A 14,543-nucleotide genomic window follows, 5' to 3' on the forward strand; every position below is an offset into this window, starting at 1 on the left:
AAATGGACGTAATATCTGCTGGAGCAGGTTACTTAGAAACCAAAGATGCCATCTGCGATCGTTTTTTGCACACTGTACTGTATAAATAAAAACTTAACAGGTATTGTCAAGTGAATTTAACGCAGTATCTGTCAGAGAAAGCAAATGAAGAAAAAACGATTGCAGAGTGGAAAATATCGTATGAAAACAGCTGGTTTATCCGGCTGTTTTTTGTTACTTAGGAAAGACCTTGTCACTCTAATGCGTGAGAGTCTTTCCTAAGTAACAAAAAACGTTCCGCGGGTTGCACACAGATGCGTAAGGAAATCATTTGACTACGTCAAATCGCATCTGGTACGCAAAGTTGTCAAGCCCCACAAAGAGTGAGGGGTTGGGGAGATGAAGTGTGGGTTTGCCCACTTTGTTCCGTTTTTCTTCTTGTTTTGTGTTATAATTAATAATATAGTGTAAATTGGAAATAAAAGCGGAAATATTTGGAGTGAAGTAACGGGGGAAATGTGATGACAGGAAGAGACACTATTTTAATCGTTGATGATATGGAGATAAACCGTGTCATCCTCCGCGGAGTGTTTGAAGCAGATTATAATCTTCTTGAGGCTGAAAACGGACAGCAGGCTCTCGTCCTTCTGGAGCAGTACCACGGACGGATCGCCGCGGTGCTGCTGGATCTGGTCATGCCTGTAAAAGACGGGTTTCAAGTATTGAAGGAGATCGGGCAAAGCGGCATGATCTCTGAATTTCCTGTGATCGTCATCACAGCAGAAGATTCAGTCCAGAATGAGATGCAGGTTTTTGACATGGGGGCTTCCGAGATCATTATGAAACCCTTTGAACCCTATGTGGTGAAACGGCGCGTTCAGAATATTGTTGAGCTGAATCAGCACCGGCTGAACCAGGAAGAACTCATCGAGGAACAGGCGGCAAGGCTCAGGGAGTCCAACTCTGCCATGATCGATGCCCTCTCGTCCATAATCGAATACCGCAGCGCAGAGACGGGACAGCATATCCGGCGGATCAGGATTTTTACAAAAGCACTGCTTCATGATGTGGCATTGAGTTACCCGGAATACGGTCTGGAAAATTCCGAGATCCAGATGATCGTCAGCGCCTCATCCATGCACGATATCGGCAAGATCGCAATCCCCGATGCAATCTTAAACAAGCCGGGCCGCCTCACAAAAGAAGAATTTGAGATCATGAAGACCCATTCGGTCAAAGGATGTGAGATTCTTGCAGGTCTGGACCGGATGAGTGACAGACAATACCTTAAATATGCGTATAATATATGCAGATACCACCATGAACGGTGGGACGGCAGGGGGTATCCGGACGGTCTGAAAGGGGACAGCATCCCGATCTATGCCCAGGTCGTGGGGATTGCAGACTGCTACGATGCCCTGACCACTGACAGGGTCTATAAAAAAGCTATCGCTCCGGAGAAGGCATTTACGATGATCCTGAACGGCGAGTGCGGGACTTTTTCTCCGAAATTATTGGAATCTTTTAAAAATGTAAAAGACATATTTGCAGAATATTCAGAAATATATGCGGACAGGAGCGTGCCAAAAGGGGAGTCTCCGGATCTGGATATATCGGAAAAAACCCATCACAGGGAAGCGATAGACACCCTTCAGATGGGGCAGGCAAAATATTTTATTCTTCTGAGATATGCAGACTCTACAGTTATGGAAGTGGATCTTGGAACAGGCATTCACCATCTTGTATATGCGGCCAGCAGTAACTTCTCAGCATTAAAATCCGGGGACCGGTTTGAAGATGTCCTGAAAAATTTTGCGGAAAAATCTGCACACCCGGAGGACCGGGAAAGCATGCTTCATTTTCTGGGACCGGATCTGGAACAGTTTCTCGATGACGGTTTGATGAAAATAAGCCGGAAATTCCGCATTTACGACAGGCACTTGAAAACATACGGCTGGTGTGAATGTACGATTCTCAGAATCTCCGACGGGCACCCTTACCAGAGAAGGATCATGCTGGTCTGGAAAGAGTTGAAAGAAGCAGGAGAATTAAAGCAGCCCGGAACTTCCAGGATTCCGGGCACAGGGGGAGCAGGAAACCTTCTCGGGGGTATCCAGCAGTGCTTAAACGATAAATATTTTACGATGCTTCAGATCAATGAAGGGCTGGAAAATCTGCTCGGCTATGAGGCCTGGGAAATCAAAGAAAAATTCCGCGGACATTATCTTGAGGTCATTTACCCGCCTGACCGGGAGGAAGTCCTGGCTCAGACGAAAAAACAGCTGAGTTCGGGGAATGTTATTGAACTGGAGTACCGCGTTGTGGCAAGGGACGGGCAGATCATATGGGTTTTGGATAAGGGAAATCTGGTGACAGGGACGGACGGAAAGGAACATATCTTCCGGACACTGATCAATATCACTCAGTCCAAACAGGCTCAGGAGGAACTGAGGCTGACTCTTGAAAGACACAGAATCATCATGGAACAGTCCAATGATGTCATTTTTGAATGGGATATGAAGAAGGATAAAATGCTGTACTCTTCCAACTGGGAGAAGAAGTTCGGATATATTCCGGTCATGGAGGAAGCCAGTGAGAGACTGCTGACACAGTCCCATATTCATCCTGAAGATCTGGAAGTTGTGGAAGAACTGCTCCGTGATATGGGAGGCAGCATGCCGTATGGGCAGGCTGAGTTCCGCCTCGCGGACAGGGACGGCTGCTACCGCTGGTACAAAGTAAAAGCTACGGCTCAGTTCGACCGGGCCGGAAAACCGTTTAAAGCCGTGGGGATCATGGCAGATATTGACGATGAAAAGAGAGCTTCACAGGCATTGGAAGAAAAGGCGTCCAGAGATGAACTGACCGGACTTTACAACCGAAAAACTGCCAGAAAAGAGATTGAATACTATCTGGAAAGAAGAGATCCAAAAGAAATGGCAGCCATGATGCTTATTGATGTGGACGATTTTAAACTGATCAATGACCGGTACGGGCATATGTTCGGGGATGCCGTGCTTCAGGAGATATCATCGGTTCTCACGAGAGTGCTCAGGAAAGAAGATGTTATTTCAAGGATCGGCGGCGACGAATTTCTGATTTTTATGAAGGATATCCGCAGGGTAGATATCTTGAAGAGCAGGGCGGAAAAGATCAGGGAATCTTTTCAGTCTATGTTCCGGCAGAATATGACATCCTGCGAGTTTTCCACAAGCATAGGAATCGCTTGCTGCCCTCAGGACGGGACCCGTTTTGAAGACTTGTTCAGACACAGTGATCTGGCACTGTATGATGCAAAATCCAGGGGTAAAAACGGGTACAGCCTGTATGAGCATTCACTGTCAGAACAGGGGGGCGGTTTTCCCGGAATACTGCCTGCCGCAAATACGAGGATCGATTCCAACGAAGAACAGGGGAAGAAAATAAATGATCTGATCGAGCAGATCATTCAAAAGATATGTGAAGAGAAAGATCTGGAGACAGCGGTAGATTCGATTCTTAAGACAGCAGGCAGACATTTCGGCGTGAGCAGGGCTTATATCTTCGAGAAATCGGAAAAAGGGTGCGCCAATACATTTGAATGGTGCAGCAGGGGCATCAGGCCGCTGGCAGAATATCGCCAGACTATATCCGATGATCAGTTTGAAGCACACTGCAAGAATAATTTTGATGAGAACGGGCTGTTCTACTGCCCTGATATCGCGCAGCTTCCAAAAGAACAGAAGGAAGCGTTAGAGCTCAGAGGGATCAAATCAGTCCTTCAGTGCGCTATCAGGGATGGGGGTGAATGCAAAGGCTTTGTGGGATTTGACGAGTGTGTTATCAGGAGAATGTGGACGAAGGATCAGATTTATGCTCTGACACTGACCGCAATGTTCCTTTCGGTTTTTTTATTAAAAAAGCGGGCACAGGACAGGGCCGAGAAAACTGCCGCAGGCCTTCAGATGGCTCTTGATAACCAGAATTCCTGGATCTATATCATCGACCCCGATGATTTTCATCTGATTTATATCAACGAAAAGACAAACAGGATGGCACCGGATGTGAAGACAGGAATGTACTGCTATGAGGCGTTTTTTGCAAGGACCAGGCCGTGTGAGGAGTGTCCGGCAAAGAATATAAGCAGAAATATCAACAGGACCATGGAGATTTTCAATCCTGTCCTGAATGTATGGACGGAAGCAGATGCATCGCTGATCCGGTGGGGAGAAAAAGATGCATGTATGCTGTCCTGCCATGACATTACCAAATATAAATACCACAGAAAGGATGATGGAAAATGGCTGTAATTGGTGCATTTATGGTACCGCATCCCCCGCTGCTCATTCCCGGGGTGGGATGCGGAAAGGAGCAGGCGGCGGCAGACACCGTAAAAGCTTACAGAGAAGCCGGAAAAAAGATCGCATGTCTTGCCCCGGAGACAGTCGTGATCGCGACACCCCACTCTGTCATGTATACGGACTACTTTCACATTTCTCCGGGAGACGGGGCCCGGGGGGATTTCTCACAGTTTGGAGCGGAAGAGAGCCGGATCAGTACCGGCTATGACCGGGAAATGACAGAACTGATCACGCGGCTGGCCGAAGAAGACGGATTTATGGCAGGCACTGCAGGAGAGCAGGAGAAACAGCTGGATCACGCGTCGATGATTCCTATCTATTTCATACAGCAGACTTATCAGGAGTTTCAGACGGTCAGGATCAGCCTTTCGGGTCTTTCTCTTTCTGACCACTATACAATGGGGCAGTATGTGAAAAAGGCGGCAGACTGCCTTGGAAGAAAGACAGTTTTTATTGCCAGCGGAGATTTGTCCCACCGGCTGATGGAGGACGGGCCTTACGGATACTGTGAGGAAGGTCCGCGTTATGACAGCAGGATCATGAAGACTATGGAAAGCGGAGATTTTCTGGAGCTTTTTAATTTTGACGAGGAATTTCTTGAGAAAGCAGGAGAGTGCGGCCACAGGGCTTTTGTGATGCTGGCAGGAGCCCTGGACGGCATAGCAGTGAAAACGGAGAAACTCTCTTACGAGGGGCCTTTTGGCGTGGGATATGGGGTCTGTGCCTTTGAGCCGCTCAGGGAGGACCCGGGCCGAAAGTTTAAGGACGAGTATGTGAGACTTCAGAGAAAGAAGGCGGAGCGAAGGCAGGCCAGGGAAGACAGCTTTGTGCGTCTGGCGAGGCTGTCACTGGAATCTTATGTGAGAAACGGAACTATGATCGGAGTTCCGAAAGGGCTTCCGGAAGACCTCTTGAGCAGCAGGGCAGGAGTCTTTGTCTCTCTGAAGAAAGAGGGAAGGCTGAGAGGCTGCATCGGCACTATATGTGCGACGAAATCTTCTGTTGCGGAGGAAATCATACAAAATGCAGTCAGCGCCGGAGCAAGAGATCCGAGATTCTCTCCTGTCAGAGAAGAAGAACTGGCTCAGCTGGAGTACAGCGTGGATGTCCTGGGAAAGACTCAGAAGGTAACATCAATGGAGGAACTAGATGCCCAAAAATATGGAGTCATCGTAACACGGGGAGGGCGGAGAGGGCTTTTGCTTCCGAATCTTTCCGGCGTGGATACCGTGGATGAACAGATTGAGATTGCAAAACAAAAAGCCGGAATCGGAGAAGAGGAATCTGTACAGGTCGAACGGTTTGAAGTCATAAGGCACAGGTGAGAAGATGAAAGAGACATGTACGGTATGCATGCACCGCTGCAGGCTGAAACCAGGCCAGTTTGGAAGGTGCGGGGCCAGGAAAAATGTAAACGGTATGATCGTGTGTGAAAACTATGGCAGGATTACTGCCCTGGCTCTGGACCCTATCGAAAAGAAACCGCTTTCTATGTTTTATCCTGGGAGCGTCATACTGTCTGTGGGAAGCTTCGGATGCAACTTACACTGTCCCTTCTGCCAGAACCATGACATTTCCATGAAGAATGCAGATGAGGCGGAGACGGTCTTTCTTGCACCGGAGAAGCTTGCACTCAAGGCATCGGAACTCAGGGCCAGAGGCAACATCGGAGTCGCATATACTTACAACGAACCGCTGACAGGTTATGAATATGTGAGAGACGCGGCAAAAATAGTAAAACAGTACGGAATGAAGAATGTTTTGGTGACCAACGGTGCCTTTTCTGAAGCCGTGGAAGAATCGCTGCTTCCTTATATTGATGCGATGAATGTGGACTTGAAAGGCATAAGAGAAGATTACTACAGGAAATTGGGAGGAGATCTGGGGACGGTACAGAATTTTATCAAAAAAGCGGCAGACAGATGTCATGTGGAACTTGCCGCACTGATCGTTCCCGGAGAAAATGATTCGAGGGAAGAGATGGAGGAGATGGCCGCCTGGGTGGCCTCTGTAAATCCGGACATTCCGCTTCACGTGAACCGGTTTTTTCCGATATGGAACATGGCGGACAAGAAGGCCACGGAAACCGAAGAGGTCTACCGGCTGGCAGAGACAGCGAGAGCTTATTTGAAATATGTATTTGTGGGAAACTGCTGAGAGAGAACAGCGGGATATGGTCCTTGCTGTTCTCTCCTGTGTTCAGGCATCATATGCTGCAATGCTCACGGCCCCCGTAATGCTGAAGGCTTTTGGAGATTCCGGATAGCTCACCCGGAAACTCAGGGAAGCAGGGCTGTGCAGGGCTTTATCTGTGATAAAACAAGCCGATGCCGATGCAAGCCCGTCTGAGGCGGCGGGGGAAAAAGAAGCATATAAAAGCGCGGGATTGCTGTTAATGCACGGAAGGATACGAAAATACTTCCAGCTTCCGGGACCCGCAATAAAATGATAGCTTACAAAGTAAAACGAAGACGGCATCAATATGGCTGTATGTTCATCTGCCTGTCTGATCTGTCCGCCCTGTTCAAAGACCTGAAACAAGGGAAGGAGACTTTCGGAGGCAGAATCGGCATCAATACTATATTGGGCGCAGGAGGGCAGATGGCTTCCCATGGATTGGCAGGAGACAGTAAAATGATTCAAAACATCACATCCATAATTTGTCTTTCTATATTTTATGGTGCCGGATAAAATATGTGAAAGAAAAAACGAGGGGGAAGATGCTTCAGAGAAAAAGTATATTGTATACTGGTAGGAAGGATACGTATTCTATGGTAAAATAAAAAAAAGATGTACAGTTTAGAAAAGAGGTGCAAGATGGAGCAGAAAAAAGAAATGAAATGGACAATTCTGAAAAGCTCTGCACAAGGTTTATTGGACTGCCTTCAGTGTTATACAAAGAGCCAGCTTTTAGAGATTGCCTCTTTTTATGGAATGGACGGCACACGGTACAGGAAGCATGAACTGGTGGAGAAACTGGAATACGAGATTTTAGCCCAGACGCCAGCCGTTTTAAAATACAGCTCTTCCGAAGATCTGAGAGGACTGAAGCTGCTTTTGAGTGAGCCGGACGGGGAAAGCACCGGGATCTGGACATACCAGAGAAGAGGCTGGCTTTTTGTGTTCGGTGAAGACGGCGGGAGGAAGTTAGTTGTGCCGCCCGAAGTAGAAGCAAAGATCGCAAGATTCCTGTCCAATACAAAAAACAGGGAGACAGTCGTCCGCAACCAGGAGTTTTACCGGTATGCAAGAGCTCTGGCCCATTTGTACGGCGTTTATGAAAAAAAACAGCTGATGAGGGTGTGGGAAGAGTTTCACAGCACACCTCTCAGGAAAGGGGAAATTTCGAGATTTTTAAAATTCTCCGAAAAAGTCTACGGGGATTACCGTGTCGAAGGGCGCTACGTGATCTCCTCCAAAATTTCGGATACCAGAGTCTGCCTAAACCTTATGAATGAGGTGAAAAACCTGCCGTATTACATACCAGATCAGGAGGAGATCCGTCTGTATTATGAAGAATATGTGGATGTAGATGCACCTGAGTACAAGGAATTGAGAAAGTTTCTGGAGAAAAGGAAACACAATCCCCTGTCGTTTGCGGAACTGATGACCGCACTGGAAGACAATCTGCTCTTAGGAGGCGGTGTCTCTCAAATGTTCCTTCTGATGAAAGACGCCGGTATTTTTCTGAATGAGACACATGAAAAAGAGGAATTCCTGGCCTGCTGCGCACGCTGGCAGAAACGAACCCGGCAGTGGAGATACCGGGGCTTTACGCCGGAAGAGATCATGGAAGAATAAGAAGTACAGAGCCTTATATGGCCTCCGCTGCCTGATGCAGCGGAGGCCATATGATTTTGCAGTTTTATTCTGCGGGGGAGTTTTTCGGTTTGTTTTGTTTTTCTTCAAGGAACCGGCAGAAGTCAGAAAGGGGCATAGGACGTCCAAATAGATAGCCCTGTATGCCTTCACACCGCAAAGCTTTTAGGATTTCAAACTGATCCTGTGATTCCACGCCTTCCACGATAAAACTGATATTCAGAGTCTTACAGATATAAGCCAGAGCCTGGATAAACATCATGGCTTTTTCATTGCTCTCGATGGAGTCGATCATGCTTTTGTCCAGCTTCAGCGTATCAATATCGCTGTTAAGAACCAGAGACAGGTTGGCATATTTGACTCCGAAATCGTCGATGGCCACAGAAAATCCGGCTTTTTTGATATCCCGGATCATATCATCCAGAAATGTCTCGTCGATGTTTTCTGCACTTTCCGTGATCTCAAACTCCAGGAGACTGCGCGGTACCTGATACTGATCACAGATGGAAAAGATCGTCTTCAGAAAATCGGCATCCACCAGTGTGAATCGTGAGAAGTTTACAGAAATAGGGAACACCGGAGAATCGGACTTGATAAAGTCCTGGATGATCCGGCAAACTTCTTCAAATACAAAAAAATCTACATATTTTATGGTCATGGCAGATTCCAGCAGCGGAATAAAGCTGATGGGGGGCTCTACGGTTTCATCCTGACCAATATACCGCACAAGAGCCTCGGCACCGATGATTTCCTGTGTACTGCACAGGACTTTTGGCTGGAGATACACACAGAACCGTTCCTCTTCAATGGCTTTCAGAAGATGATCAAGGCTTTTGAGATCGAGCCGGTCATCAAAGTAATTCCGGTATCTCGAAGAATTTGGATTGGACCGGTAATACTCTTTTTTGTCTGTGTACATCATCTTATCTGCCTCAGTTAAGAGAACCTGAAAGTCAGACGGGCTTTCAGACCAGCTGTATCCGACGGCGCCGCTGCCGTCTACCGAGTGGGAAAACAAATATTTAAGTTCACGTATCATACGCATAAAGTGCTCATTTTTTATATTCAGACAGAGAATGGCAAATTCGTCTCCGCCGATTCGGTAGATCATATGCTCTGAGAAGATGACCTGAAGCTTTTTGGCGGATTCTTTGAGAATTTGGTCTCCGCACTGATGGCCCTTTGTGTCATTGATATCTTTCAGTCCGTTCAGATCCAGGTAAATGACCCCGGCTGAACGGAAATCCTGTCTGCCGAAGCGGTCGAGATCTTCATTGAAACGGTTGCGGTTATAGAGTCCGGTCAGTGTATCCAGATAACTCAGATCTTTCAGCACGCGGTACGTGCGCATCTGCTCCATGCTGGAAGAAAGAAAGTAGCTGAGAGTCTCCAGAAAAGCCTCTACCTGATCAAAAAGATCTCCGGGCGGATTGTCTACTCCGATGTAGCCGGCAAGACGCTGGTTAGAAAAAAGCGGTGCTGCGATCAGCCGTTTGATATTCTGGGATGAAAGGACCTCATATTCTTCCGGTGACTGACTCCTGAGATCTTCCATGTCTTCTATAAAAATACATTTGTTATTCTCAAATTCTCTGCTCCAGCGGTCGATCAGGGTCACAGGCAGATTCTGCAGATTGTCTTTCTCAGGGTCTATGCCTTCTGCACACCATTCGTAGGTGTTGTTCATGGTCTGTCCGCTGATTTCAAAAATATAGGTCCGGTCTGCGGAAAGGAATCTTCCTGCTTTTTCAAGGATCATCTGTACGGAATTTTCTAAATCTTTGGTTTGGTGGAGGATGCGCAGACATTCCAGAAGAAGTTCTTCTCCTTTTGCTTTGTTTTTCAGCAGTTGTTCGGACTTCTCCTGTTCTGTCAGATCAAATCCTATCTCCATCCGCGCCGGACGGCCGTTCCATTCGATCAGTTTATCTTTTAGTATAAAATGCCGGTTTGTCATCCTGTTGGTGAAACGCCATGTATAGACAGAATCCCTGGACAGCAGATGGTTTGTGCAGAATTCACACGGCTCATCCCTTCCCTGAAGAAGACGGTAGCATGTTTCCCCTTTATAGTTTTCTGCACCGAACAGGCGCTTGCCGGAACTGTTCAGATACAGAAGTTCGTATGTCTCTATATCTGCGACATAGATTACTTCTGCGATTTCGTCGATTAATTTAAACACGATTACCCTCCCCTGTCTTTCTGCGAGTCTTATTATATTCATCTGCGGCAAATACTGTACTTATTATTATACAACAGATTTTGCCAGATTCCCACCCGCTTTCCGTGAAAAAGCTGGAAATTATTTGTAGGATGTTCAACCGCCTTGTTCTTCTTGACACATATATCCTACACGTGTAAGATATAGATGATATTTATATGTGACGGTCGGGAACAGGAGGTGTCCATGAAGAAGACAGTGATTTTGATACTCGGAGCGGCAGCTGCACTGGGCGCTGCGGCATATGCTCTCTGGAATTATTTTGGCACAGAGCGTCCGAAAGATGTACTCTCCGAGTATGTTTCGTGTATTGAGAAAAAAGACTATGAGGTTATGTATGGGCTGTTAGATAAAGGCAGTCAAAAGGAGATTTCAAAAAAGGAGTTTATACAGAGAAATCAAAAGATTTATCAGGGGATCGGGGCTCAAAATATGAAGGTTGCTGTGGATAAAGATTCAGAAGGGGATAAGGTTTCCTACCGCATGTCCATGGATACGATCGCAGGCAGGATTTCTTTTGACCAAAAGGCTTATTTTGAGAAAGAGGGAAGAGAGTACCGTCTCAAATGGGATGACAGTCTGATTTTTCCGGACATGGAATTCACAGATAAAGTCCGTGTCACGAAATTAAAAGGAAACCGTGGAGCAATCTACGACCGAAATGGGAAAATGCTGGCCGGAAAAGGAAAAGCCGCATCTGTGGGACTTGTGCCGGGGAAAATAAAAGACCGGAAAGCTTCTGTATCCGGTTTAGCGAAACTGCTTGGTGTGAAAAAGGAGGATATTGATAAAAAGCTTGACGCATCCTGGGTCACAAAAGATTCCTTTGTACCGGTAAAGAAAATGACGCCTGTCCAGGAAGCGAAAATAGAGAAGAAACTGTTAAAGATATCCGGTGTGCTTGTGTCTTCAGAGGACAGCAGAGTGTATCCGTATGGAAAGAAGGCATCACACCTGACCGGATATGTCCAGGAGATCAGCGCAGAGGAACTGGAAAAAAAGAAAGATCAGGGATATGAGCAGGGACAGCTGGTGGGGAAAAGCGGTCTTGAAGTATTATATGAAGACCGGCTCCATGAGACCGACGGATATAAGATATCGATTCTCAATGAGGACGGCAGAGAAAAGAAGGTGCTTGCCGTAAAAAGGGAAAAGAATGGGGAAGATATTTATACAACGATCGATGCGGGACTTCAGGAGAAAATTTATGACCAATATAAAGGTGATAAAAGCTGTTCTGTGATGATGAATCCGAAGACAGGGGAGGTCCTGGCTCTGGTCAGCACTCCGGCCTATGACAGTAATGACTTTGTGCTGGGGATTCCGGCGGATCAGTGGGAGGAACTGAACAAAGACAAGGCAAAACCGCTCTACAACCGCTTCCGCCAGAAATGGGCGCCGGGATCCTCCTTTAAGCCGGTGGTGGCAGGGATGGGCATGAATACAGGAAAACTGAAGCCCAATGAGGATTTCGGATACAGCGGGCTCTCATGGCAGAAAGACAGCAGCTGGGGATCTTATAAAGTGACGACCCTGCATACATACAAGCACGCAGTGCTTGAGAATGCACTGATTTATTCCGATAACATTTATTTTGCGAAGGCGGCGTTAAAGATCGGGGCCAGGGACTATGCGGCACAGGCAAAACATCTCGGGTTTGGCCGGGAACTGCCCTTTGACATTAAGATGGCAGTGTCTCAGTTTTCAAATAATCAAAAAAGTATTGATTCAGAAGTCCAGCTGGCTGACAGCGGGTATGGCCAGGGCCAGGTACTTGTGAATCCGGTTCACCTGGCATCGATCTATTCGGCCTTTGTCAACAAGGGCAGCATGGTGCGTCCATATCTTCTCTATAAGAAGAAACCGGAACCGCAATACTGGATTAAAGACGCATTTTCTGAAAAAACGGCGGAGATCGTGAGAAAAGATCTTATTCAGGTCATCGAACACCCGGACGGCACCGGACACGGGGCAAGGACTCCCGGCGTGAAGCTTGCCGGAAAGACCGGAACCGCCGAGATCAAAGCGAGCAAGAGCGATACTTCAGGAACAGAGCTTGGATGGTTCGGGATTTTTACTGCAGACAAAAGTGAAAAAGAGCCATGGCTTTTAATTACCATGGCAGAAGATGTGAAAGAACGCGGGGGCAGCGGATATGTCGTGAAGAAGACTATTCCGGTGATCAAAGCGAAAGAGAACGAATAATCTCTAAGGCAGTCCGGGCTGCTTCCTTCCCCGATGCGCCGTCGCGGCCTTCGATTCTCAGGGCAAAGCAGTACGTATTATCTTTGGTTTTCAGAATACCAATGAACCATCCGTTTATGTCATGGCCGTCTATGCTGCCGGTCCCGGTTTTTCCATACAGGGTGCTGTCGGGGCCGCTGTTGAGCCGGATGGAATTTTGGACTGCTCTGACCGATCTCTCAGAGCAGCCGAGTCGGTTTTGATCAAAATCTCTGAGCAGAATGACCTGTTCTAAGGGGGAAATTTTCAGAGAGGATTCCAGCCAGAAAGAAGTGATTCCGCCGGAAATATCCTCATTGCCGTACCGGATGCGTCTGAGTGTTTTTTGCAGTTCCGTTTTCCCAAGCTTTTTATCCAGGGTCTGGAAGTACCAGTTGACTGAGGAGGACATGGCGCTGTCAAGAGTCTGGTCTTTATTCCAGGATGAAAATGGATACTGCTTTTGGTCCCAGGCAATCTCAGATTTGCCGGGGGATATCACGCCGGCATCCAATGCGGCAAGTGCGCTGTATATTTTATAGGTGGAATCCGGGGAGACTCTCTGCCGGCTCATTTTTTCATTGTATATGCTGTACTGGTCTTTATTTTTATCATATAGGACAAAACAGCCCTCATTTTCCGGAAAGAAAGAAGACAGATCAACCGAAACGAATGGCCGGTCAGGTTTCCCGGATACGGAGTCCGCCAATAAATTATGATTCTGAACGAAAGGCGAGAACAGGAGCCAGAGGATCAGCAGGAGAGAAAAACCTGCAAGTTTTGTTTTCTTTGACGGCCTGCGGTAGGAGGCGATGGCCGTGATGCGCTGTTTTAGCTGGGAATCGCTGCCTCCGATGCCTGAGGAAACAGAAAATATCTCTCCGGAAGACAGGTATCCTGCAAAATTCAGGATTGTGTGGCCGTAAGAATTCCATTCCTGCTGTCTTATATGATTCAGTACGGAAGCGTCACAGGCTATTTCCCGATCTGTCCGCATTTTTTTGAGAGAATAAAGCACGAAAGGGTGGAACCAGTAAAGCACCCTCACGATACAGCAGATGAGGCTGCCGGCGAGATCACCCCGCTTATAATGGCTCAGCTCGTGATAAAATACATAGGAAAGTTCTCGTTCAGAAAAGACCGAGAGAAACTTTTTCGGAAATACGATGACAGGGAAGAAGATCCCGAATGCCATGGGAGTATCTGTGGTCTCGGAGAGCACAAAGCGGATGTTTCTGCGGATTCCCAATTCCTCTTTACACTGGAGAAAAAGGCGCTCTGTATCCATATTTTTAACGAAAGCCATAGAGCGGTCCAGGCGGTTTAAGCGGACACAGTGATATAAAAAGACGGCAGTCATGGCGGCAGCGCCGGCAGCCCAGATCCAAAACAGGGCAGTAAAGACCGGGCCGGGGACAGATGCTCCGGCGGATACGGCGTAGTCGCTGATTTGTACGGCAGAGCCTGATGCGGCGGAGGCAGGGGAAATCTGTACAGCCTGCCTGGAAGCATTCGTCATAAAACTGATGATAAAAGAGCAGAGATCCGCTGATCCGGGCAGACGGACGGGAAGAAAGAAAAGAAGAGCGCAGAAACAGTAAAGATACCAGGTCATATGCCGGTACTGCGCTGTCAGACAACGCCGCAGCAATTTTTGTCCTGCCAGGATCACAGGGACGATAAAAGCAAGAAACAGGCAGTGGAAGAGAAAATTCTCCATCAGAGCTTGATACATGTTATTCATCCTCCCTGCCAAGTCCCGCATCCAAAATCTCTTTTAATTCATGGATTTCTCGGGCTGTCAGCCGGTCTTCTTCTAAAAAATTTGTTACAAGCGAACTGAAACAGCCGTCATAAAAGCGGTTGAGAAAACAATCTGTCTCCTGTTTTAAGATCTCCTCCTCCTTTACCAGAGGGGTATAGAAAAAAGCTCTGCCTCGTTTTTCATAGGTCAGGGCTCT

At 47.3% G+C, this 14,543-nt stretch carries 9 protein-coding genes; 5 read left to right on the plus strand and 4 right to left on the minus strand.

Annotation, left to right across the window (positions count from 1 at the left end):
* Positions 1 to 500: 500 nt before the first annotated feature.
* The 3 genes from QVP35_RS05375 to amrS are packed head-to-tail and all read left to right on the plus strand — an operon-like array spanning position 501 to position 6,476.
* A complete protein-coding gene (locus QVP35_RS05375) occupies positions 501 to 4,268 on the plus strand; it encodes a diguanylate cyclase domain-containing protein (RefSeq protein ID WP_022260866.1) in 3,768 nt (1,255 codons plus the stop codon).
* Positions 4,259 to 5,644, plus strand: coding sequence for an AmmeMemoRadiSam system protein A (amrA, locus tag QVP35_RS05380; RefSeq protein WP_022260867.1), 1,386 nt, complete (start codon positions 4,259 to 4,261; stop codon positions 5,642 to 5,644). The genes QVP35_RS05375 and amrA overlap by 10 nt, the downstream gene beginning before the upstream one ends.
* Before the next feature lie 4 nt (positions 5,645 to 5,648).
* On the plus strand, positions 5,649 to 6,476 hold the full coding sequence (gene amrS, locus QVP35_RS05385) for an AmmeMemoRadiSam system radical SAM enzyme (RefSeq protein WP_022260868.1): 828 nt from the start codon (positions 5,649 to 5,651) through the stop codon (positions 6,474 to 6,476).
* 42 nt (positions 6,477 to 6,518) lie between these two features.
* Here amrS and QVP35_RS05390 read toward each other — a convergent pair whose 3' ends face one another.
* A complete protein-coding gene (locus QVP35_RS05390) occupies positions 6,519 to 6,962 on the minus strand; it encodes a hypothetical protein (protein WP_187115060.1) in 444 nt (147 codons plus the stop codon).
* Positions 6,963 to 7,136: 174 nt separating this feature from the next.
* On the opposite strand from QVP35_RS05390, the gene QVP35_RS05395 reads away from it, so the two are divergent.
* Positions 7,137 to 8,120 (plus strand): hypothetical protein, encoded by a 984-nt coding sequence (locus QVP35_RS05395; protein WP_022260869.1) that lies wholly within the window; start codon positions 7,137 to 7,139, stop codon positions 8,118 to 8,120.
* Between the two features lie 64 nt (positions 8,121 to 8,184).
* Here QVP35_RS05395 and QVP35_RS05400 read toward each other — a convergent pair whose 3' ends face one another.
* Positions 8,185 to 10,320 (minus strand): sensor domain-containing phosphodiesterase, encoded by a 2,136-nt coding sequence (locus QVP35_RS05400; protein WP_022260870.1) that lies wholly within the window; start codon positions 10,318 to 10,320, stop codon positions 8,185 to 8,187.
* A 225-nt stretch (positions 10,321 to 10,545) separates the two neighbouring features.
* Between QVP35_RS05400 and QVP35_RS05405 the strand changes: the two genes are divergently transcribed.
* Positions 10,546 to 12,564: a penicillin-binding transpeptidase domain-containing protein gene (locus QVP35_RS05405; RefSeq protein WP_022260871.1), complete on the plus strand. Its 2,019-nt coding sequence runs from the start codon at positions 10,546 to 10,548 to the stop codon at positions 12,562 to 12,564.
* Here QVP35_RS05405 and QVP35_RS05410 read toward each other — a convergent pair.
* Positions 12,542 to 14,317 carry a BlaR1 family beta-lactam sensor/signal transducer gene (locus QVP35_RS05410; RefSeq protein ID WP_009289110.1) on the minus strand — a complete coding sequence of 592 codons (1,776 nt, stop codon included), beginning with the start codon at positions 14,315 to 14,317 and terminating at the stop codon, positions 12,542 to 12,544. The two genes, QVP35_RS05405 and QVP35_RS05410, sit on opposite strands and share 23 nt — an antisense overlap.
* 1 nt (position 14,318) lies before the next feature.
* Positions 14,319 to 14,543: BlaI/MecI/CopY family transcriptional regulator (locus QVP35_RS05415; protein ID WP_288187762.1), on the minus strand; the 225-nt coding region annotated here is incomplete at its 5' end.

This window comes from Anaerostipes sp. CAG:276 (assembly GCF_000432215.1).
Lineage (GTDB): Bacteria > Bacillota > Clostridia > Lachnospirales > Lachnospiraceae > Anaerostipes > Anaerostipes caccae.